19 protein-coding genes and 1 pseudogene are annotated in these 20,909 nt (G+C 68.5%); 12 read left to right on the top strand and 8 right to left on the bottom strand.

The window, feature by feature from the left end; genetic code table 11:
- Nucleotides 1-145 precede the first annotated feature (145 nt).
- Nucleotides 146-1,915 (top strand): ABC transporter ATP-binding protein, encoded by a 1,770-nt coding sequence (locus D9V32_RS12425; protein WP_245982316.1) that lies wholly within the window; start codon nt 146-148, stop codon nt 1,913-1,915.
- A 95-nt stretch (nt 1,916-2,010) separates the two neighbouring features.
- On the opposite strand, the gene D9V32_RS12420 is transcribed toward D9V32_RS12425, so the two are convergent.
- Together D9V32_RS12420 and D9V32_RS12415 are read right to left on the bottom strand one after the other, a co-directional pair.
- A complete protein-coding gene (locus D9V32_RS12420) occupies nt 2,011-3,633 on the bottom strand; it encodes a sensor histidine kinase (protein ID WP_121649237.1) in 1,623 nt (540 codons plus the stop codon).
- Entirely contained in the window at nt 3,630-4,394 is a 765-nt protein-coding gene (locus tag D9V32_RS12415; RefSeq protein WP_121649236.1) for a response regulator transcription factor, read from the bottom strand. Before D9V32_RS12415 ends, D9V32_RS12420 begins: the two co-directional genes overlap by 4 nt.
- Nucleotides 4,395-4,577: 183 nt before the next feature.
- On the opposite strand from D9V32_RS12415, the gene D9V32_RS12410 reads away from it, so the two are divergent.
- From D9V32_RS12410 to D9V32_RS12390, 5 genes are all read left to right on the top strand, one after another.
- Nucleotides 4,578-5,534 carry a hypothetical protein gene (locus D9V32_RS12410; protein ID WP_121649235.1) on the top strand — a complete coding sequence of 319 codons (957 nt, stop codon included), beginning with the start codon at nt 4,578-4,580 and terminating at the stop codon, nt 5,532-5,534.
- Nucleotides 5,518-6,411 (top strand): hypothetical protein, encoded by an 894-nt coding sequence (locus D9V32_RS12405; protein ID WP_147440475.1) that lies wholly within the window; start codon nt 5,518-5,520, stop codon nt 6,409-6,411. The genes D9V32_RS12410 and D9V32_RS12405 overlap by 17 nt, the downstream gene beginning before the upstream one ends.
- Nucleotides 6,408-7,073, top strand: coding sequence for an ATP-binding cassette domain-containing protein (locus tag D9V32_RS12400; RefSeq protein ID WP_121649233.1), 666 nt, complete (start codon nt 6,408-6,410; stop codon nt 7,071-7,073). Before D9V32_RS12405 ends, D9V32_RS12400 begins: the two co-directional genes overlap by 4 nt.
- A gap of 109 nt (nt 7,074-7,182) precedes the next feature.
- Nucleotides 7,183-8,658: an ABC transporter permease gene (locus D9V32_RS12395; protein ID WP_121649232.1), complete on the top strand. Its 1,476-nt coding sequence runs from the start codon at nt 7,183-7,185 to the stop codon at nt 8,656-8,658.
- 21 nt (nt 8,659-8,679) lie between these two features.
- Complete coding sequence (locus D9V32_RS12390; RefSeq protein WP_121649231.1) at nt 8,680-9,357, top strand: ABC transporter ATP-binding protein; 678 nt, start codon at nt 8,680-8,682, stop codon at nt 9,355-9,357.
- Between the two features lie 54 nt (nt 9,358-9,411).
- On the opposite strand, the gene D9V32_RS12385 is transcribed toward D9V32_RS12390, so the two are convergent.
- On the bottom strand, nt 9,412-10,410 hold the full coding sequence (locus D9V32_RS12385; RefSeq protein ID WP_147440474.1) for an endonuclease/exonuclease/phosphatase family protein: 999 nt from the start codon (nt 10,408-10,410) through the stop codon (nt 9,412-9,414).
- Between the two features lie 177 nt (nt 10,411-10,587).
- Between D9V32_RS12385 and D9V32_RS12380 the strand changes: the two genes are divergently transcribed.
- Both D9V32_RS12380 and D9V32_RS12375 read left to right on the top strand, forming a co-directional pair.
- Nucleotides 10,588-12,336, top strand: coding sequence for an MDR family MFS transporter (locus tag D9V32_RS12380; protein ID WP_245982314.1), 1,749 nt, complete (start codon nt 10,588-10,590; stop codon nt 12,334-12,336).
- A gap of 9 nt (nt 12,337-12,345) precedes the next feature.
- The gene (locus D9V32_RS12375; RefSeq protein WP_121649228.1) at nt 12,346-12,936 is read left to right on the top strand and encodes a MarR family winged helix-turn-helix transcriptional regulator; all 591 of its coding nucleotides are present in this window, start codon (nt 12,346-12,348) and stop codon (nt 12,934-12,936) included.
- An 80-nt stretch (nt 12,937-13,016) separates the two neighbouring features.
- Here D9V32_RS12375 and D9V32_RS12370 read toward each other — a convergent pair whose 3' ends face one another.
- Nucleotides 13,017-13,631 carry a hypothetical protein gene (locus tag D9V32_RS12370; RefSeq protein ID WP_147440473.1) on the bottom strand — a complete coding sequence of 205 codons (615 nt, stop codon included), beginning with the start codon at nt 13,629-13,631 and terminating at the stop codon, nt 13,017-13,019.
- 135 nt (nt 13,632-13,766) lie between these two features.
- Here D9V32_RS12370 and D9V32_RS12365 point away from each other — a divergent pair, with 135 nt between their 5' ends.
- Entirely contained in the window at nt 13,767-14,402 is a 636-nt protein-coding gene (locus tag D9V32_RS12365; protein ID WP_121649226.1) for a YqaJ viral recombinase family protein, read from the top strand.
- A gap of 42 nt (nt 14,403-14,444) precedes the next feature.
- Here the strand turns inward: D9V32_RS12365 and D9V32_RS12360 are convergent, their stop codons facing one another.
- A complete protein-coding gene (locus tag D9V32_RS12360; protein WP_121649225.1) occupies nt 14,445-15,077 on the bottom strand; it encodes a M15 family metallopeptidase in 633 nt (210 codons plus the stop codon).
- Between the two features lie 81 nt (nt 15,078-15,158).
- Nucleotides 15,159-16,190, bottom strand: coding sequence for an ABC transporter substrate-binding protein (locus D9V32_RS12355; protein WP_245982312.1), 1,032 nt, complete (start codon nt 16,188-16,190; stop codon nt 15,159-15,161).
- Between the two features lie 134 nt (nt 16,191-16,324).
- Here D9V32_RS12355 and D9V32_RS12350 point away from each other — a divergent pair, with 134 nt between their 5' ends.
- Genes D9V32_RS12350 through D9V32_RS12340 form a run of 3 tightly spaced genes read left to right on the top strand, consistent with a single transcriptional unit; the run spans nt 16,325 to nt 19,457 of the window.
- Complete coding sequence (locus D9V32_RS12350; protein ID WP_121649224.1) at nt 16,325-17,383, top strand: iron chelate uptake ABC transporter family permease subunit; 1,059 nt, start codon at nt 16,325-16,327, stop codon at nt 17,381-17,383.
- Nucleotides 17,380-18,432, top strand: coding sequence for a FecCD family ABC transporter permease (locus tag D9V32_RS12345; RefSeq protein WP_121649223.1), 1,053 nt, complete (start codon nt 17,380-17,382; stop codon nt 18,430-18,432). The genes D9V32_RS12350 and D9V32_RS12345 overlap by 4 nt, the downstream gene beginning before the upstream one ends.
- Before the next feature lie 41 nt (nt 18,433-18,473).
- Nucleotides 18,474-19,457 carry an NADP-dependent oxidoreductase gene (locus D9V32_RS12340; protein ID WP_121649222.1) on the top strand — a complete coding sequence of 328 codons (984 nt, stop codon included), beginning with the start codon at nt 18,474-18,476 and terminating at the stop codon, nt 19,455-19,457.
- A gap of 121 nt (nt 19,458-19,578) precedes the next feature.
- Here the strand turns inward: D9V32_RS12340 and D9V32_RS12335 are convergent, their stop codons facing one another.
- Together D9V32_RS12335 and D9V32_RS12330 are read right to left on the bottom strand one after the other, a co-directional pair.
- On the bottom strand, nt 19,579-20,463 hold the full coding sequence (locus D9V32_RS12335; protein ID WP_121649221.1) for a dihydrodipicolinate synthase family protein: 885 nt from the start codon (nt 20,461-20,463) through the stop codon (nt 19,579-19,581).
- A gap of 123 nt (nt 20,464-20,586) precedes the next feature.
- Nucleotides 20,587-20,909, bottom strand: a pseudogene (locus D9V32_RS12330) (50S ribosomal protein L1); the annotation flags it as partial.

The following is a 20,909-nucleotide window of genomic DNA, read 5'->3' as shown; positions in this document are numbered from 1 at the left end:
CTCCATCGTGGGCGCACCTCGCCCTCCGCCGAGCATATCCAACACCCGGAGGCACGCCCGGATGAATCTTCGAGAAACGGTCCCGCGGGGGTGCAAAAGCGAGTACTCTCGTGTCTCGACCCATCCACCACTCACCCGGAAACTCGTGAACGCACCACACACCTCCCCCATCCCGCTGCCGCCCCTCGGTCAGAACCCCGGCCGCGCATTCCTCAGCCTGCTGCGCCCCCACCGCGGCAAGCTGCTCCTCGCGGCGCTCGCGTTTGTGGTGAAGGACAGCCCGCTGTGGCTGATGCCGGTGATTACCGCGCGCGTGATCGACATCGTGGTGGACCGCCGATCCCTCACCGAGCTCGCGATTGCGGCCGGTTTGGCCGTGCTGCTGCTGGTGCAGAACTATCCGCTGCACATGGCCTTCACCCGGCTGTTCAGTACCGTGACGCGTCGGATCGCCGCGGATCTCCGCAACACCCTGACCGAGCACCTGCAGTCGCTCTCGATCGGCTACCACTCGCGCGCGAGCGCCGCGGTCATCCAGACCAAGGTGGTGCGCGATGTGGAGAACGTCGAGCTGATGATGCAGCAGGCCTTCCCTGCCGCGCTCTCGGCGGTGGCGGCGCTCACCGGTGCGATCATCATGACCGCCATTCAGGTGCCCGCGTTTGTGCTCGTGTTTGCACTGACGGTACCCATCGCCGTGCTGCTCATGCGCTACGTCCGCGCCCGCTCCCGGCACCGCAATGAGGACTTCCGCCGCCAGGTGGAGCGGTTCTCCAAGGGTGTGGGCGAGATGGCCACGCTGATCCCGATCACCCGCGCGCACGGTCTCGAGAAGGTAGCCGTGGAGCGCGTCTCGAACCGCACCGAGGAGGTACGTAGCGCCGGCATTAACCTGGACGTGCTGAACGGCCGCTTCGGTGCCATGTCCTGGGTTGCGTATCAGCTGCTCGGTGTCTTCTGCCTGGTGGCCGCCGCGGCCGCGTCGCTCACCGGGTTGCTGCCGATCACGCCCGGCCAAGTGGTGCTGCTCTCCACCTACTTCACGATTCTCACCGGCGGCATCGTGACCCTGCTGAGCCTCGTGCCGGTGTTCACCCGCGGGCTGGAGTCGATCCGTTCGGTGGGCGAGGTGCTGCAGGATCCGGACGTCGAGGAGAACGACGGCAAGGCGCACCTCACCGAGGTGGCCGGCGAACTGCGCTTTGAAGACATTCGGTTCCGCTTCCCCGGGGATCCGCGGGTCGCGATCGACGGTGTGAACCTCACGGTGAAGCCCGGCGAGACGATCGCGTTTGTGGGCCCCTCGGGGTCGGGAAAGTCCACGATGCTGAACCTCGTGCTGGGGTTCCTGCGCCCCACCGGCGGCCGCATTCTGCTGGATGGCCGCGACCTGGAGTCGCTCGATCTGCGCGAGGTACGCCGCTTCGTTTCGGTGGTGCCGCAGGAGTCGGTGCTGTTTGATGGCACGGTGCGCGACAACATCACCTATGGCCTCGAAAACGTCACCGATGAGCGGGTGTTGAAGGCGCTGACCGACGCCCACGCGATGGACATTATCGAGAACCTGCCGAACGGCTGGGACACCGTCGTGGGTGAGCGCGGGGCGAGCCTGTCGGGCGGTCAACGTCAGCGTCTCGCGATTGCGCGGGCGCTGGTGCGGGATCCGCGGATCCTGTTCCTCGATGAGGCCACCTCGGCTCTGGATTCCGAGTCGGAGTCGCACATCAAGGAGGCGCTGGATTCGCTGCTGCGCGATCGCACGACCCTGATCGTGGCGCACCGGCTCTCGACGATTCGCTCGGCCGACCGCATCGTGGTGCTTGCCCGCGGAAAGATCGTCGAGATCGGCAGCCATGACGAGCTGCTGGCGCTGGGCGGGCACTATGCCCGCTTGCACGCGGCGCAGAACGGATAGTTTTTGCCGGTGCCGGTCTGCACCGACCGGCACCGGTGAGGTTTGCCGCCGAGCTCCCGTAGCCTCCCTTCAAGAACTACGGGCGCTCGGCAGGTTTAGGGGAGCAGCGGGAGCGTGATCCGGAACACGGTGTTGCCCGGTTCGGATTCGAGTGCCACTCGGCCGCCGTGGGCCTGCACGACGGCGGCGACGATGGAGAGCCCGAGGCCCGAGGTGCCACCGGATCCGGGGGCGCGGGTGCGGGATTCGTCGCCGCGCACGAAGCGCTCGAACACGTGGTCGCGGAGGTCTTCGGGGACGCCGGGGCCGTTGTCGCTGATCTCGAGCAGCGCCTCGCCGTCCTTCGCCTCGAGGTGCGCGCGGATCTGCGTGCCGGCGGGGGTGTGGACGCGGGCGTTTGCGAGGAGGTTGACGATGACCTGCTGCAGGCGCGGGGTGTCTCCGAGCACGCGGATCGGCACCTCGGGGGCATCGAATTCGAGCGGATGGTCGGGGCCGGCCGCGTGGGCGTCGTTGACCGCGTGAAACACGATGTCGGTGAGGTCCACGGGGCGCCGGGTGAGTTCGCGGCCCTCGTCCAGGCGAGCGAGCAGCAGCAGGTCTTCGACGATGCCGGTCATCCGGATCGATTCGGAGCCGATGCGCGAGAGCGAGTAGGCGATGTCTTCGGGCAGGTCGGTGCCGATGCGGCGGGCGAGTTCGGAGTAGCCGCGGATCGAGGCCAGCGGGGTGCGCAACTCGTGGCTGGCGTCCGAGACGAAGCGGCGCAGCTTGACCTCGCCGGCGCGACGCACCTGTAGGGACTCCTCGACGTGCGTGAGCATGAGGTTGAGCGAGGCTCCCACGCGGCCCACCTCGGTGCGCTCATCGGCATCACGTTCGGGTACGCGCACGCGCAGTGCTGCCTCGGTTCGGTCGCCGCCCGGGGTGGTGCCGGGGTCGCCGTCGGCCCCGACCGAGAGCCGGGATACCTCGGCAGCGGTGGCGGCCACCCGGTCGAGCGGGCGCAGCGCGAGCCGCACCACGAGGTAGGCCGCGGCGGCAACGATGAGGAGCACGCCGACGGCGAGGATCAGGATGGCCCGGGTCAGCTGCGAGAGCGTGAGTTCGGTAGCCGCGAGGGGCAGGCCGGTGACGCTGATGCCGGTGCGCAGGGTGGTCGGGGTGACGAGCACCTGTATTTCGCGGGCCATCACGCGGTAGTTACCGAGCCCGGGAATGGTGATGTTCGCGGGTTCTACGTGCGTGGAGGCGCGCAGGATCGCCTGGTTTTGCGCCTCGGTCAGGGGCGTGGGTGAGCCGTCGGTGGAGAGTGCGGCGGAGCGCACCACCTCGCCGTCGAGGATCACCGCGCCGAGCGCGCCCGGGCCGGTGCCGGGGTCGCCGAGGAAGCCGGGGTTCTGCGGGTCGAAGCCGCCGAGGGTGCGTTCGGGCCGCTGCGAGAGGTGCACGAGCTGTTCGTCCACCCTGTTTTCGAGGAGGTTGCGCACGGTGAGTACGCTCGCACCACCGATCAGCGCGCTCGCGGCCGCGATGCCCACGAGCAGGATCGCGAGGAGGCGCTGGCGCAGGGTGAAGGCGCGGCGACGCTTCTTTTTCGGAGCCTCGCTGGTGTTCTCTGCGGGTGCACCCTCGTTCCCGGTGGGTGCGCCTGCGCCCTCGGGCCTCTGCGGCGGCAGGGGCGGGCGCGGGGGAAGCTCGGTGTTGTGGGCGCTCATTCGGCGCTCACCCGGGCAGGCTTGATCATGTAGCCCACGCCCCGCGAGGTGTGGATCATCGGCTCGCGGCCCGCATCGATTTTGCGGCGCAGGTATGAGATGTAGAGCTCAACGATGCTGGTGCGGCCGTCGAACTCGTAGTTCCACACGCGGTCGAGGATCTGCATCTTGCTGAGCAGGCGGCGGGGGTTGCGCATGAGGTAGCGCAGCAGTTCAAACTCGGTGGCGGTGAGGTCGATGGGGTCGCCGCCGCGCTCAACCTCGTGGGAGTCCTCGTTGAGGATGAGGTCGCCGACCTGCACGATCGGGCCGATCTGTTCGGGGGTGACGAGCGCCGCCCGGCGCAGCAGGCCACGAATGCGCGCCACGAGCTCTTCGAGGCTGAACGGCTTGGTGACGTAGTCATCGCCGCCGGCGGTGAGCCCGGCGATGCGGTCGTCGAGGGCGTCCTTTGCGGTGAGGAAGAGCACGGGGAGGTCGGCATCGCGGGCGCGCAGGCGGGCGAGGATGCTGAGGCCATCGAGGTCGGGGAGCATGATGTCGAGGATCACGAGGTCGGGGTTGAATCGGCGCGCGGTCGCGAGGGCGTTTGCCCCGTTCCCGGCGGTCTCGACCTCCCACCCCTCATAGCGCAGCGCCATGCGCAGCAGGTCGGTCAGGGCGGGCTCATCGTCCACCACGAGGATCCGCAGGGCCCCGCCATCGGCACGGGTCATCGCGCTCAGGGGCACGGCGGGTCGGAAACTGCTGCTGTCGCTCATTCCTCCAGTATCCGCGCAAACCTATGAGAAACCTATGCGCTTGCAGAATGCTCGCTGAACAACCCCAAAAGCGATGTTCCTGGCGCACACCCAAAACACAGGGCCGGGCGCATAGCCTCACTCCTAATGGCTCACTCAGGGAGGTTCCGAGCGTTACCCCTCGCTCTGTGTGGGGCGCTCGGGGTGATCTTCTGGGGTGCGCTCGCGATCATGGTTGTTGAGGGTTCTGCCGCGGCCGCCGAATCGCGGCTGGGGGTGCAGGAGCCCTCCGCACGCGTTACGGTGATCGGTGCCGATCTGAACGATGCGGATACCGCCCGCCTCACCTCCGCGGCACGGGAGGGCGGGTCGTCCGTGGCGTTTTCACACTGGTACGAGACCGGGCTGGTGACGCTCTTCGATCCGGAAAAACGGATCGATGCGGCCAGGGAGCTGCGTTCGGATCCACCCGGAGCGCGGGCGATCGTCACAACCAATTTCCCCGGTGCGCCGGAACAGACGGTGCGCGCGGCACGTGCCGGGAACGACAACCTCACCGACATCGTGGGGCGTTTCAGCACGACGGCATCATTCGAGGACCGCACCCCGGCGGCGTTTTTCACACCCGAGGCGCTGAGGTTCGGCGGGGGCACCTACTGGATTTTTGGCACCCGAGAGAACACCGTGCAGCCCATTACCGATGCACTGGAAGACGGCGGTCTCAGGATCGTCGATATCTCGTTCACGCCCGACACCGCGCTGCCCGCCCTGATCACGCGCGGAGTAGCGAGCCCGTTTGGCATCATCGCTGTCGGGTTTGGATCCGTGGTGGTGCTCGCCCCAATCTTTGCGATGGTGGCGCTCCTCACCGCGCACGGAACGCGGTACACGGTGTGGGCGCAGGCGGGAGCGAGCCGCGGATTCCTGCGCCGTGACCAGTTGCGCACCACGCTGGGCCCTGCCCTCCTCGGCGGTGCGGTGGGCGCGCTCATCACGGCCGGATGGGTGAGCGCTGCAGCGGAATCCCTCCTCTCCGCACCCGAAACGATCGCGCTCACCCTCGGTGCCGCGCTCTGTCTCCACGTCCTCTCACTCGCCATCCAGACGGGCATCGCCCTGCGCTGGACCTCCACCACCGTGCGCCATGTCGTCCCGCACTAGGGTGGGGCGCGACTTCCGCTCCGCCACCGGATGGTTCGTGCTCTGCGCGGTGATCCTCGCGGGCCAGGCCGCACTCGTGGCGAGTTTTGCGACGTTCACCGTGGGCTATGCAGACGCGGCCGCCTCACCCTCTGAAACGGAGCTGCCCGCGGGGCAGGGGAGCGCCGTCCGCGTGATCGATCCCCAGGCGCGCAACGTGCAGGACCTCGAAGAACCCGCCCTGCTTCCCGGTGCCCCTGTTCTCTTCGGGGCCCTCGGCGAGCGCGCTGATCTCTTCCTCACCGGGGAGGATGGCCGCATCGACCCGGGGGCCACCACCGCCGAGGAGTTCACCGCCGGGATGCGCGCCGAGGATCTCGCCCGGCTGATTCGCTGTCTGTGCGCCCCGGACGCCCTCGAGGACGTGATCGTCTCGATAAATGCGGCCGAGGACGCCGCCGAAACCGGGAGACGCTACGAGGCCGTTCCAGTGAAGGAGCTGATCTCCCCACTCGAGCGCTCGGGCACCCTGATCGACCGGCTAAACCTCACGCTCGGCATCACCGTCTCCCTGCTCGGAGGCGTGGTGGTGGCCGCCGGTGCCCACCGACTGCGCGCACACACGCTTCGGCGCTTCCTCATCGAGCACCTCCACGGTGCACGCCCGGGTATGCTTCACCTGCGCGCCCAGCTGGTGCTGGCCCTGGGGATTACCCCGCCACTGCTCCTGGGGTTCACCGCCGGGCGGATCGTCTACGCCGGGGCGGACTGGCCGCCGCTCCTCCCCGCGCACTACCTACTGTTTCCCGCACTCTTTGCCCTCGCGCTCCACCTACTCATCGGGATTCCGTTTGCCCGCAGAATTTCCCGCACCCTGCACCCGAAAGGTCCATCATGACCAGCGCGCTCCTGCACGCCGATAACCTCTCCCATGCCTTCCCCGACGGTGAAAACACCCGGCTCATCTTGGACGGCTTCTCCCTCGATCTCTCCGCGGGCGAGATGGTGGGAGTGCACGGCCCCTCGGGCACCGGTAAGACCACGCTGCTGCGCATTCTTGCGGGACTTCTTCCCCCGCAGGAGGGCACCGTCTGGGTGGCCGGCGAGAGCCTGAACTACGCTACCCCGCGGGCGCTCGCCCGCATCCGTACCGCCCACATCGGCTTTCTGGCGCAGAGCGGGGACCTCCTCCGCTCCGAGTCGGTCGCGGCAAACATCGAGCTGCCGCTGTTGTTTATCCGCCCCCGCGTCGGCCAGTCCGAGCGCGCGCGACGGGTCAGGGCCGCCCTCGGAACTGTGGGGCTCGGTGATCTCCGACCCGAACAGAACGTGGACACGCTCTCCGGAGGGCAGCGGCAGCGGGTGGCCCTCGCGCGGGCACTCATCCGCGCCCCGGCGATCCTCATCGCCGATGAGCCCACCGCAGCCCTCGACGCGGCCGCCGCCACGCTGCTCGCGACGCATCTTCGCGCCCTCGCCGATGCCGGAACGGCCGTGCTCCTGGCCTCCCACGATCCGAGAATCCTCACCCCCTGCGACCGCCTCATCCCCCTCGGATAAACAAAACATAAAAACTCATAAGTTACGCATAGGTTCTCCTTGAGCTCGCCATAGGGTCGCTGCCTAACGTCGGTTTCGCGGCATCCGGCCGCGGAAAGCGAGACCCGCAGTGTTTCTGACATCCCTGCGCCGAGAACTCCTCGGCCGCAAAAAGCAAACCCTCATCGTGTCCCTCGGGCTCGCCCTCGCGATTGCCCTCGTGGTCATCGTGGGCGGCGTCTCCGCGGGGATCGCGAACGCCCAGGCGAAGGTACTCACCGGTCTCTACGGTGTGGGCACCGACATCACCGTAACCGCCGAGCCGCAGGCCCCCGGCACCGGAGCCCCCGGCACCGGCCAGCAGTTCAGCTTCTCCGGCGGTGCCCCCGGCACCGGCAGCGGAGACACCAACGTCTCCACCTCACGTCTCGTGGCCTCCCGCGGAGCCGGGCTCCTCGATCAGGGCATGGTCAAAACCGCGGGCACCGTGAGCGGGGTCAAGGATTCCAGCGGCGCACTGGCCCTCAACAACATCACCTTCGGCGGCACCTTCACCGGGGCCACCCCGGGTACGCAGAACCGCCGTGGCGAGGTCGAGGGCGGCCGCTCCGGCGGCGGTAACTTCAACGTCGACACCATCTCGGTGCTCGGGCTCGACCCGGCCGCGACCATCGGCCCGATTTCCGGCGACAAGACCACCTCCGGCCGGGCGCTGGCCACCTCGGATGCCGCCGCCAACGTGGCCGTGCTCGACTCCACCTACGCGACCACCGCGAACCTCGCCGTGGGCGGCACCGTCTCCCTCGGCGGCACCGAGTTCTCCATCGTGGGCATCGTGGACGACGCCGGAGACCCGGGGGCCGCAAACGTCTACATTCCGCTGGGTGTGGCCCAGCAGCTCTCCGGCGAAACCGGCAAGGTCAGCACCATCTACGTGCAGGCCACCTCCGCCGATACCATCCCCGCCACCAGCACCGCCCTCACCACGGCGCTGACCGGCACCAAGGTGTCGACCCAGGCCGACCTCGCCGCCGGAATCTCCGGCTCGCTCGGCAGCGCCGCGAGCCTCGTCAGCTCCCTCGGCACCTGGCTGTCGATCATCGTGCTCGCCGCCGCCGTGCTGCTCGCGATCCTGTTCACCGTCTCCGGCGTCACCCGTCGCACCCGCGAGTTCGGCACGCTCAAGGCCATCGGCTGGAGCAACGGGCGCGTGGTTGGTCAGGTGGCCGGAGAATCGGTCGTGCAGGCCCTCATCGGCGCGGTCATCGGTGTGGTTCTTGGCCTCATCGGCACCACCATCGTCAACGCCATCGCCCCCACCGTGGGTGCCTCCACCCGGGCCGCGGGACGCGGATTCGGTGGGGGTGGGGGTGGCGGAGGCGGCGGCTTCGGTGGCGGTACCGGGGGCGGAACGGGTGCGGGAGATGCGGCACGCACCGCCGCGGCCGAACACACCACCAACATCGCGCTGCACCTGCCCTTTGATCCCTCGCTGATCCTCCTCGCGGTCGGTCTCGCCGTCCTCGCCGGCCTCCTCGCCGGTGCCATCGGCGGCTGGCGTGCCTCCCGCCTCAGCCCGGCCGCGGCCCTCCGCGCCATCGTCTAACCTCGACGCTAAGGAACACTCGTGTACACCCTCACAAACCTCACCAAGACATACAAGACCGCCCGCGGGCCGGTCACCCCGCTGAAGGACGTCAACCTACGCATCGAGGATGGCGAGTTCATCGCCATTCAGGGCCCCACCGGCGGTGGCAAGTCCACCCTGCTGCAGATGCTCGGGGCCCTCGACAAGCCCACCACCGGATCGATCCACCTCGCCGGAGACGAACTCGGCGCCCTCGGCGAGGGCCGCCGGGCGAAGGCCCGCGCCGAACGCATCGGCTTCGTGTTTCAGGGGTTCAACCTGCTGCCCACCATGACCGCCGGTGAAAACGTCGAGACGGCGCTCGTTCCCCTCGGGGTCCCGGCCGCCGAACGCCGCAGTCGGGCCCGCACCGCCCTGGCCCAGGTGGGGCTCGACGACCGCATTGATCACCGGCCGAGCGAGCTCTCCGGCGGCCAGCAGCAGCGCGTCGCCATCGCCCGCGCGCTGGTCAAAAACCCCACCGTGATCCTCGCGGATGAGCCCACCGGCAACCTCGATGAGGACACCCGGGACGACGTCCTCGCCCTCCTCGAGGGGCTCTGGCGCGACCAGGGCCTCACGATGATCATCGTGACCCACGACTCCGCGGTCGCGAAGCGCGCACCGCGCCGCCTGCACCTGGGCGGCGGCGGGGTGAGCGAGATCACCGGCAAGTAACCGGCCAAAACGGCAGCGGCCGGCCCTCCACGAGGGGCGGCCGCTGCCGTATTACTAGAACGACACCAGGATGGGCCAGTGGTCGGCCCGCTCGGGCTGGATCTCCCGAAGCACCCGGACGCTCGCCCGCTCGGGATCAAAACCCGTGCCCATCAGGAAGCGATCGAGAGACACCCCGAGGCCGCTCGGCAGCCAGGTCGGCCAGGTGGCCGTGGCCCCCGCACCGTGGGCGGCGGCCACGTCACGGCAGACGCCCACGGTATCGCCGCCGAGGTTGTTCAGGGTCGAGTTCATGTCCCCCAGCACCACCACGAAGGGGCTCTCGGCGCAGAGGCCGGCCACCCAGTCCAGGTGCATCCGCCAGGTCTCGATGTTGCCCGGCGAGGGCTGCTGAAGGTGCGTCCCCACGATGATCGGCGTTTCCGGCGACGGCGTCTCGGGCCGCAGAGCCAAGCCCGCCCAGGGCGGCATATTGGTGTCCACCCGGTAGTTCCCGGCCGCGGCCAGGCGCGGCGAGAGCAACACCGAGGTGGCGGTGCCCTCATCGGTATACGCCACGTTTGCGAAGCCGCGCTCCCCGAGGTACTCCGCGGCGATCTCGGCCGTGCGCCACCCTGTTTCGGGCAGCACCAGGATCTCCACGCCGTATGCCTTGATCACGGGCATGAGGATATCAGCCGGGGCGGTGTTATCCTCCCCGGCGGCGTTCCAGGCCAGCGCCCGCAGGCCCGAGTTCTGGCCGGGATCCGAGCCCTCCGCCGTGCCCTGAGCGAGAATGCGCGCACCAAAGAGCCCGGCGAGCGCGAACAGCACGCAGGTTACGCCGATCAGCAGCGAGCGCCCGCGACCGCCACTGCGGCGCCACACGGTGAGCGCGAGGATGAGCGCCGCCACCGCGGCCCCGGCCAGCAGGAGGGTAATGATGCGGTCGATCGCGACCAGGTGGCTGCCGATCGGCCAGGCTCGCGCCGGGGTATACGGGAGCACCCAGACCGCGAGCCCCACCAGGAGGAGACCGCCCCAGACACCGCCACGGATCACGTTAGATTTCACGCATTGACCCTAGTGGAGGGCCCCGCGGCCCCGGCGAAGGACGCGCATGCGGCTCGAAACCCACGCGCGAAACCCCGGCACACAGCCAATCCCACACTTAGTTGACAGAAATCAACCATCGGCATATAGTTGACTTTTCGCAAGGATATTAACGAAGCCACGGAGTACGCGCACACAATGTCAGCAACAACCACCGAAGCGGCACCATCACCCGCCGCCATGTCACATCCCGCCGTGATGCGGGCCCTCTCCGGGCTCCTCATGGGTATGTTCGTCTCGATCCTCGCCGGAACCGTGGTCTCCACGTCGATGCCGCGAATCATCTCGGACCTCGGCGGTAACCAGGCCGCCTTCACCTGGGTCATCACCTCGACCCTGCTCGCCACCACGGTGTCCACACCGATCTGGGGTAAGTTCGCCGACATCATGAACCGCAAGCTGCTGATCCAGCTCGCGCTCGTGATCTTCGTGCTGGGCTCGGCCCTCGCCGGGTTCTCGCAGAACACCGAAACCCTCATCATCTTCCGCGTCCTGCAGGGTCTCGGCGGTGGTGGCCTCGCCGCCCTCAGCCAGATCATCATGGCCGACATCATCAGCCCGCGTGAGCGTGGCCGCTACATGGGTCTCTTCGGTGCCGTCATGGCCGTGGGTACCGTGGGTGGCCCGCTGCTCGGTGGCGTGATCACCGACGCCATCGGCTGGCGCTGGAACTTCTTCGTGGCCCTGCCCTTCGCGATCGCCGCGATCTTCCTGCTGCAGCGCAACCTCAACCTCCCCGCACTCGAGAAGATCAAGATCAAGATCGACTACCTCGGCATGGTGCTCATCACCGGCGGTATCTCGCTGCTGCTGATCTGGGTCACCATGGCCGGCCACGAGTTCGACTGGGACTCCACCGCCAGCTACGTCATGATCGGTGCCGCCGTCATCATGCTGATCCTCGCCGTGATCGTTGAGCTGCGGGTCTCGAACCCCATCATCCCGATGACGCTGTTCAAGAACCCCACCTTCTCCCTCGCCGTGATCGCCTCGATCGCCGTGGGTGTGGCCATGTTTGGCACCTCGGTGTTCCTCGGTCAGTACATGCAGCTGGCTCGTGGCGCGACGCCGACGCAGTCCGGCCTGCTCACCCTGCCGATGATCGCCGGTCTGCTGCTCGCCTCGACCTTCGTGGGCATGCTGATCAGTAAGTACGGTAAGTGGAAGGCGTACATGGTCTTCGGATCCATCGCCCTGACCGTCGGTATGTTCCTGATGGGCACCATCAAGTACGACACCAACTACGTGCTGGTTTCGGTCTACATGTTCATCCTCGGTGTGGGTGTGGGTATGGTCATGCAGAACCTCGTGCTGATCGTTCAGAACACCGTCTCCCCCAAGGAGATCGGTGTGGCCAGCTCGGGCGTCACCTTCTTCCGCAGCCTCGGCGGCACGATCGGTATCTCGGTTCTGGGTGCCGTCCTCGCCACCAAGATCACCGATGGCATCAGCGCGAAGGCCGCCGACATCCAGCAGGCCCTCGTGGCACTCGGACCGTCGGGTGCCGAGGTGGGTAAGCAGCTTTCGAGCGGCGTCCTGCCGAAGGTGTCTGAACTGCCGGACAGCGTGCGCGTCATCATCGAGTCCGTCTACGGACAGGGTGTGGCCGATATCTTCCTCGTCGCCGCCCCGCTCGCCCTCATCACGGTGCTCGCGATCGTGTTCCTCCCGAACCGCTCGCTCAGCACCCAGACCGCACGCGAGCGCATGGCTCCCGGTGCCGACGACCAGACCGAAGACGCCCCCGAATCCCTCGGGACCGAGGCCGCCGAGAACCTGATCGCCGTGGGCGAGGCCAGCATCGGGGCGCAGGGCGACCTGCTCACCACCGGATCTATCCCCCAGGTGGGCGGGAACGGCCAGCGCCGACCCGACGCGGACAACTAAACTGACGGCATGACCGTGGATACTCCCGCAGCCGCCCCCGTGGCCCCCAGCGACCGCGCGGCAGACCGGCCGGACTCGGTGGACGCCCCCCTCGCGGGGGCATCCACCGGGCCCGTGCGGCACGAACCGCCCCTGTGCGCCCCGGTCTCCGTGGTCACGACTGCGGATCCGGACTTCAACGCCGCCGTAGCCGACCTCGAACACCAGCTGATCGGGCTGTTCGCGAAGGTACGCACCACGATTCGTGAGCGCGCGGAGCTCCTGCGTCCCGGCCTGCAGCCGGGCGCGTACAAGGCACTCGGCACGATCATCTCGCACGGTTCGCTCCAGGCGGGCGAGCTGGCCGAGCTTCTGGGCAGCGATCGCAGCACCACGAGCCGGCTGATTCGCCAGCTGGTGGAGCATGAGCTCGTGATCCGCACCCCGGATGCGCGCGACGGCCGGGTCATCAACCTCTCGGCCACCGATGCGGCCATCGCCGAGATCAAGGCACTGCGCGAGGCCGGTCGAAGCCGCCTCTACGAGAATCTGCGTGGCTGGGAAACCGGCGATGTGGAGCACCTCGCAAAACTCCTCCGGGACCTCACCGACCTGGTGTAGCTCCGCGACTCCCGCGAAAACACGAGGGGCCACTCACGATCGATCGTGAGTGGCCCCTCGTGTTGCTTCAATACGGCTCGCTACGCACCCACTCGGGCGACGCTAAACGGCGCGGCCCAGCGGCGGCCGCGAGCCGGGCTCACCGTGGGGGCATAGTCGCTGGCGATCGGCGCGTATTCGCCGGTCGACACAAGATCACCGGCGTTCGAGACAAGATTGCTGATGCTGGCCGGCTGCCCGAAACTCGGCTGCCCAAGGCCCGACTGCACGGTGCCCGACTGCACGAGGGCGGGCGTACCCGCCGGCACTCGATCGGCGCGAAGCGGACGGGACCCGCGGGCAAGCAGCGCCTCGGTTGCGTGGGCGTTGGCACCGAGTACTACCACCGGTTCCTCACCCGCGCGTGCAATCACCCACTCCAGTAGCTCCGCGTCCGGAGCGACTACGATGAGCGCGTCGAGGCCGTCGATCCCGCGGTTGCCGTGCCGCACGCTGTGCGCCCAGGCACCGCGGACGGGGATCCGGTCGGTGACGGCACGCACGAGCGCGCGCTCCGACTCGGAGGTGTGGCTCGTGGAAACCACGAGCCCGGCCCGGCGGCTGGAACCCAGCCAGGATGCGGCCGCGGCGGCCGCACCACGACGCTCGACCTCGGTGGAGGTCGGGCCAACGTGCACCGCGAAGTCCTGTCCCATAGCATCAACGGTGCCACGACCCACCGACATTGGATCGCTGCCCGGGTGAACGCTGAGCGAACAGCCGGTGGCGGGCTTCCACGACGCGCGGGGGACGTGGCTCGCGGCGTCACCGATCCGGGGGACAATAGGGAAGTGACATCTGGATATCAGGAACGCTTTGTAGCCGACTCAAACGATCGGGTCGCGTGGCTACGGGCCCGGGCCCGCGGCATCACCGCTACCGACGTGGCAAAGCTTTCCACCCCGCGGTCGATCGACACCGCGGCCACCGCGAAGCTGCACGGCACCGGATTCACCGGAAACGCGTTCACCGAGCACGGCCGCCGTCGCGAGCCCGAGATCGCCGCCTGGGTGGCCGCCACCCACGGCATCCAGCCCTCCTCCGCGCTGTACCACTCCGAGCTCGAAAAGCGTCACCTGGCCACCCCGGACGGCGTCACGACCACCCCCGAGGGGCACGTGATCCTCTCCGAGATCAAGACCACCACGAAGCCGTGGCGCAGCGTCCCGCGCAACTACATGCGTCAGATCTGGTGGCAGCAGTACGTGCTGGGCGCCGAACGCACCCTCGTGGTGTGGGAGGAACACAAGAACTTTGTACCGGTGAGCGATGAGCCGCTGTGCCGCTGGATCGATCGCGATGAGGCCGAGATCACCAAGCTCGTGGGCCTCGCGAACGACCTCATCAACGAGCTGCACCGCCGCACCTTCATCCCGATGCCCGAGGGCTACGAACACCTGGAACCGATCGCGCCCTACGCGCCGTAATAGCGCGCACCTTGCCCGCGACGGGATCGTACTCGCGCGCGGCTAGGCCTCGACCACGGGGCCGAAGAGGGCGTGATCGGCACCGCTGCGGAACGCCCAGTAGCGGTCGCCGTAGCTCCAGTGCCACCACTCGTGCGGGTAGTTTTCGAGGCCCGCGGATTCGAGGGCGCGCGCCAGCAGGTCACGGTTTGCGCGCGCGATCGCAGAGATCCCTGGGGCGTCGAAGCGAATCGCGCCGTCGCTCTGCTCGGGGGTGGCGTCGATAACGGTGCCCATATCGAGATCGATTCCGGCATCGTTCACCAGGGTGAGGTCCACGGCCGCACCCGCCACGTGCGGGGCCACCTCAACGGGGGCAACGTAGCGCGCGCTCAGTTCGGCCAGCTCGGCGTCACCGGCCTCGGGAAACTCCACACGAAGCGTGTTCACGTAGTCTTCGATGATCGCGCGCTGGGTTTCGACCGGGCGCAGCCCCTCGGCCACGCACAGGTGAAAGCCGTCCGGCAGGGCCTGATCGGCGGCGCGCAGCCGACGTGCCAGCTCGCGGCGAACCCGTGATCCGACGCCGATGTTCGGGCGACAGCGTACCTCGAAATCCGAGAGTTCAACGAGCGCGTCACCGTCATCTACAACGGTGATCCGCGCGACGCGGGGATCGGAAATCAGGATAATCACGTCCTATAGGCTAGGCCATCTCGGCGGTTAAAGACACCGCCCCACCCACAACGTCGTGATGGGCGGGGCGGAGAGCGGACGCTACTTGCTGGGAACCAGGTAGGTGCGCAGGTCCTTCAGGATCTTTCCCGCACCGATCGGGCCGAGGCCCAGGTACCAGACGTCGTCGTCCACGCGCTGCACGTGCTTGTTCTTGACGGCGTCAAGGGTGGGCCAGATCGGTCCGGCCAGCGCCGCGGATTCACCGGTGGCCTCGGGGGTGCCATAGCTGGTGTAGAAGATCCAGTCGCCCTCGGCCTGGGCGAGGTTCTCCGAGGAGATCTCGGTGGCGAGCTCATCGATGTCCTGAATCTTGGGGCGGGCGAGGCCCACGTCCTTCAGGATCACGCCGATCAGCGAGGCGTTGCCGTACAGGCGGGTCTTCTGCGGCATGAAGCGCAGCAGCGAGATGGTGGGGTTGCCGGGGATGTCTGCGCGCAGCTTATCGGCCTCGGCCTGATACTCGTTGAGCAGGCTCACGGCCTTGTCCTCATCACCGGTCGCGGCGGCGACCAGGCGCAGGTTTTCCTTCCACGGGAACCCCGGACGGATCGAGAACACCGTGGGCGCGATCTGGGAGAGCTGCGGGTACAGCTTGTCGGCGCGCAGCTTCGAACCGAGAATGAGGTCCGGCTTGAGCGCGGCGATGGCCTCGAGGTTGGGCTCCTGAATGGTGCCAATTCCGGTGGCATCCTTGACCCGGTCGGCCAGGTAGCCGGGAACCGAGTTTGCACCCTCGGTGGAGGGAATACCGACCGGGGTGATGCCGAGGGCGAGCACGTCATCCAGCTCGCCGGTGTCGAGCACCACCACCCGCTTGGGCTTGGCCTTAATCTCGGTGGTGCCCTCGGAGTGCTTGACCTCGCGCGGGAAGACGCCGGGCTTGGCGGTGCTGCCAAGCTTCGCGGTTTCCTCATCGGCGGTCTTGAAGTGGGCGCCGCCGGTGGCGACGTCGGTGTTCCCCGAACCCGACTTCAGTCCACCACCATCGGTCGCGGCACAGCCCGCGGTCATGGCGATCATGAGGGCAACGGCCGCGGCCTGGAGCGCTCGCTTCTTTCGTAAATCAAACATCGTTTTAGACGGTAGCGTAGATTCGCGCGACAGGCTAGGTAAGGCTTGCCAACCTTAGGACCGACTGTGTGACGGGAAAACGCGGGTTAGACTGTCCCCTGTTCCGGTGCGACTCGAGGGGAAGGATACTCAGCATGGTTCCGCCCTCCGCCGAGGCCCCCGCGAACGCGGCCGCCGCGCCCGCGTCGCCTCGCAGCACGCGCACGGGCCGCCGGGTTTTGCTCCTGATTGCGACACTCGCGTTCCTCGTATTGCTCGCACTGGGCTCGCTCCTCATCGGTTCCAAGCCCATCCCGCCGCACACCGTGTGGGCCGCACTGACCGCACCGGATGGCTCGGCCGATCACGCGATCATCCTGGGCTCCCGCCTACCCCGCGCGCTCCTCGGCATCCTCGCCGGGGCGGCGCTCGGCGTGGCCGGTGCCCTCGTGCAGGCGTTCACCCGCAACCCGCTGGCCGAACCCGGGTTACTCGGGGTCAACGCCGGGGCCTCGCTCGCGATCGTCCTCGCGGTGGGGAGCTTCGGGATCACCGCCTACAGCGGCTACGTCTGGTTCGCGTTTGGTGGCGCGCTGCTGGCCGCGGGGCTCGTCTCGCTCATCGGCATGCGCGGATCCCGCCGCCTGGATCCCGCCCGCCTGGTGCTGGCCGGTGTCGCGCTCGGGGCCGTGCTCTCCGGGGTGGGTACCGGGCTCGCCCTGCTGAAGCCGGCGGCCTTCGATCAGCTGCGCGCCTGGACGGTGGGCTCCCTCGCCGACCGCGGCAGTGACCTCCTCGTTCCCGTGGCGATCACCGTGGGCATCGGGCTGCTGCTGGCCGCGTTCACCGGGCGTGGGCTGAACGCCCTCGCGCTCGGCGAGGATGCCGCTCGGGGTCTCGGCTACCACCCGGGCCGCTCGCGCGTACTCATTCTGCTGGCGATCACCGTGCTGGCCGGATCGGCCACCGCCGCGGTGGGCGCGATCGGGTTCCTCGGGCTCATGGCCCCGCACCTCGCCCGCCGCATCTCGGGCACCGATCAGCGCTGGCTGCTGGTGTTCTCGGCGGTGCTCGCGCCCATCATCCTGCTCATTGCCGATGTGATCGGCCGGGTGATCCTGCCCGGTGAGCTCGAGGCCGGGGTCACCTGCGCCCTGATCGGCGCACCCGTGCTCGTCTACCTCGCTCGACGTAAGCGGGTGGCCGGCCTATGAGCACCACCACCGCACGTACCGGCGCGGCCCGCTCCCCGCGTGTCCGTCCGCGTTCCCAGAGCCGCACCCGCACGCTGATCGTCTGCGTGGTGCTGCTGGCACTCGCCGCGCTGGTCGGCATTCTGATGATTGGCAGCGGCGACTACCCGCTCGGCCCGGACCGCGTTCTCGGCGTGCTCTTTGGCGGCGGTAGCGACCTTGAGCGCTCGATCGTGCTCTCCTGGCGGGCACCGCGCGCCCTGGCCGCGATCGTGTTCGGGGCGGCGCTCGGCGTCAGCGGTGGCGTCTTCCAGTCGCTCACCCGTAATCCCCTGGGTAGCCCCGACGTGATCGGCTTTGGCACCGGCGCCTACACGGGCGCACTGATCGCGATCATGGTGGTGGGCGGCGGATACGCGGCCACCGCCGTGGGTGCGCTCGCGGGCGGCCTCGGCACCGCGCTGCTCATCTATTTCCTCGCCTGGCGGCGCGGATCGCACGGCTACCGCCTCATTCTTGTGGGTATCGGTATCAGCGCGGCCCTCGCGGCGATCAACCAGTGGCTCGTACTGCGCGCCGATATCGAGGTGGCGATGGCCGCGGCGGTGTGGGGCGCGGGCTCGCTCGGCGGCACCACCTGGGCACAGGCGCTCCCCGCGATCCTGGTGATCCTGCCCGTGCTTGCGCTCACCCTCGCCGGCGGGCGCACCCTCGGCATGCTCGAACTCGGCGACGATGCGGCGCAGGCGCTGGGCGTTCGTACCGAGCGTGCCCGGCTGCTCCTGGTGGTTCTCGCGGTCGCGCTCACCGCTGCCGTCACCGCGGTGGCCGGCCCCATCGCGTTTGTCGCGCTGGTGGCCCCGCAGATCTCCCGCCGCCTCACCGGAAGCGCCGGAATCGCGCTGATCCCGGCCGCCTGCATGGGCGCATTCCTGCTCGTGAGTGCGGACCTCCTGGCGCAGCGCGCGTTCTCCCCCATCCAGCTGCCGGTGGGTCTCGTGACCGTGTGCCTGGGTGGCGTATACCTGCTCTGGCTGCTCGGCCGTGAGGGCGCCAAACGCCTGCGGTAACACCCTGTTATCCGGCCCCGGATCGTGACAGACTCGAAAGCATGACTCCCGCCGACTCCACGCTTCCGCAGACCATGCTTGCCGCCGTCTATGATGCCCCGGGTGAGGCCCAAAACCTGCGCCTCACCGATGAACTGCCGCTGCCGTTTGCGCTCTCGGATGAGCTGCTGGTGCGCGTGCACGCCTCCGCGCTGAACCCGATCGATGCGAAGACCCGCGCGGGCCGCGGCGTCGCTGCGGGAATCGTCCGGTATCCGGCACTGATCGGCTCGGACTTCGCCGGTGTCGTGGTCCGCGCCCCCTATGAGGCGCACCCGCTGCAGCCCGGCACCGAGGTGTACGGCATGCTGCCGGTGCCGCGGGTGGGCGGCTCCTACGCACAGTATGTTGCGGCACCCTCGCTCTCGGTGGCCCCGAAGCCCGCGAACCTGTCCTTCGCCGAGGCGGCGGCCGTTCCGCTCGCCGCGATGACCGCCTGGGGCGCGCTGGACGCCGCCGAGATCGAGCACGGCCAGCGCGTGCTCATCCATGCCGGCGCGGGCGGGGTGGGCCACTTCGCGGTGCAGCTCGCGGCGCTGCGCGGTGCGCACGTGATCGCCACCGGCTCCGGCCGCAACCTCGACTTCCTGCGCGAGCTCGGCGCGGCCGAGGCCATCGACTACACCGCGGTGAGCTTCGAGGATGCCCTCGCCCCGGTGGACGCCGTGATCGACCTCATCGGTAACGTCCACGCCAACACCGGCTCGCGCTCGCTCGGGGTGATCGTCGAGGGCGGCGTGCTGGTCAATGTGCCCTCTGGCAGCTGGCCCGGTTTTACCGCCGAGGCGGAGGCCGCCGGAGTACGCGGCACGCACTATAAGGTGTCGCCGGATGCCCGGGTGCTCGAGCAGATCACGGCGCTGATCGAGTCCGATCAGCTGCGGGTAGAGATCTCCGAGACGTTCCCGCTCGAGCGCATCGTGGATGCCCATCTCGCGCTGGAGTCCGGCCGGACCCGGGGCAAGATCGCGATCTCGATTCCGTAATCGAGCTGGTTCGCGCTGCCCGCGGGCCGCACGTCGAGCACTCCGAGAGCACCGGGAGCCCCCTAGCGGTGCCTGGGAGCCCCGAGAGCACCGTTTCCCGGCGTGGGTGACCCCGTGGAGCCTAGGACAGCGCCGCGACGATCTCCGCGGTTTCCTCCGCCGTGGCGGGGAGTACCGGGCCGAGGGGATCCGCGGTGGTGGATCCCTGGGTGCGCGCCGCGACGTGCAGTCCGCCGATCGGGCTGTGCCCGGACGCGAGGGCCTCGGCGAGGCGGCGCAGCGCACGACGTGAGGTGTCGGCGTAGGCGTCCTGCGCCCACACCGAGTGATACTCGGCGGGGAGGAACGCGGCGAGGCCGGTGTGCCAGGCATCCACCGCTGGCGGCTCGGCCAGCAGGCCAAGGTCACCGCTCAGCCCGAGGGAAAAACCGGGCCCGCCGGCCGAGCGCAGCTCCGCCAGGCGCGTTTCGAGGATGGCCCGATCGTGCTGGCCGGGACGGATCGAGGGCTCCTTGATGGCGCGCACGTGGGCGTGGGTCACGAGGTAGTCGAGGGTGTCCGGGGTGATGTCGTAGCCGAGCTGCACGGGCTTGTTGTAGAACGCGATGGGGAGATCGGTGGCGTCACTGACCCGGCCGATGAGCTCACGCACCTCGGCATCCCCGAGCGGGAGGTAGCTGAACGGTGCCAGGATCACGCCGGCGGCGCCGGCGGATTCCGCGGCCTGGGCGCGGGCGATGACGGCGGGGGTGGAGTGGGCGGTGATGGCCGCGTACACGGGCAGCTGTCCGTCTGCGGCGGTCACGGCCTGGGCCACGATCGCGGCGTGCTCGTGGGCTTCAAAGCTGACGCCGGCACCGGAGGTGGCGAGCACGGTGACGGCGTCGATTCCGTGGCCGTGCAGCGGGGCGATGATGCGTTCGAGTGCGAGGAGGTCGGGGTTTTGCGCGGCGTCCAGCGGGGTGATCGGGTATGCGATGAGGCCGGTAAAGGGGGTGGCTGTCATCGGGCGAGTCTACGCGAGTCAGTACGGTGCACGCTGAATCCATTCAGATGAACGGGCCTGCACACGCAAAACCGGGCCACCCGCGGAAGCGGATGGCCCGGAAATAATCTCGGAAAACCGAAATTAGATGCTGTTGACGTCCAGCGGGATGCCGGGGCCGAAGGTGGTCGAAACGGCACCCTTGGTGATGTAACGGCCCTTCGAGCTCGACGGCTTCAGACGAACGATCTCTTCCAGAGCGGCGGAGATGTTCTCGTTCAGCTGCTCAGCCGAGAACGATGCCTTGCCCACAACGAAGTGAACGTTGGAGTGCTTGTCAACGCGGAACTCGATCTTTCCACCCTTGATCTCGGACACTGCCTTGGCGGTGTCCGGGGTCACGGTACCGGTCTTCGGGTTCGGCATCAGGCCACGCGGACCCAGGACCTTACCCAGACGACCGACCT

This window comes from Mycetocola tolaasinivorans, assembly GCF_003667565.1.
Taxonomy (GTDB): domain Bacteria; phylum Actinomycetota; class Actinomycetes; order Actinomycetales; family Microbacteriaceae; genus Mycetocola; species Mycetocola tolaasinivorans.
Note: the sequence above shows the minus strand (reverse complement) of the source record. Positions and strands in the feature narration are given on the sequence as shown.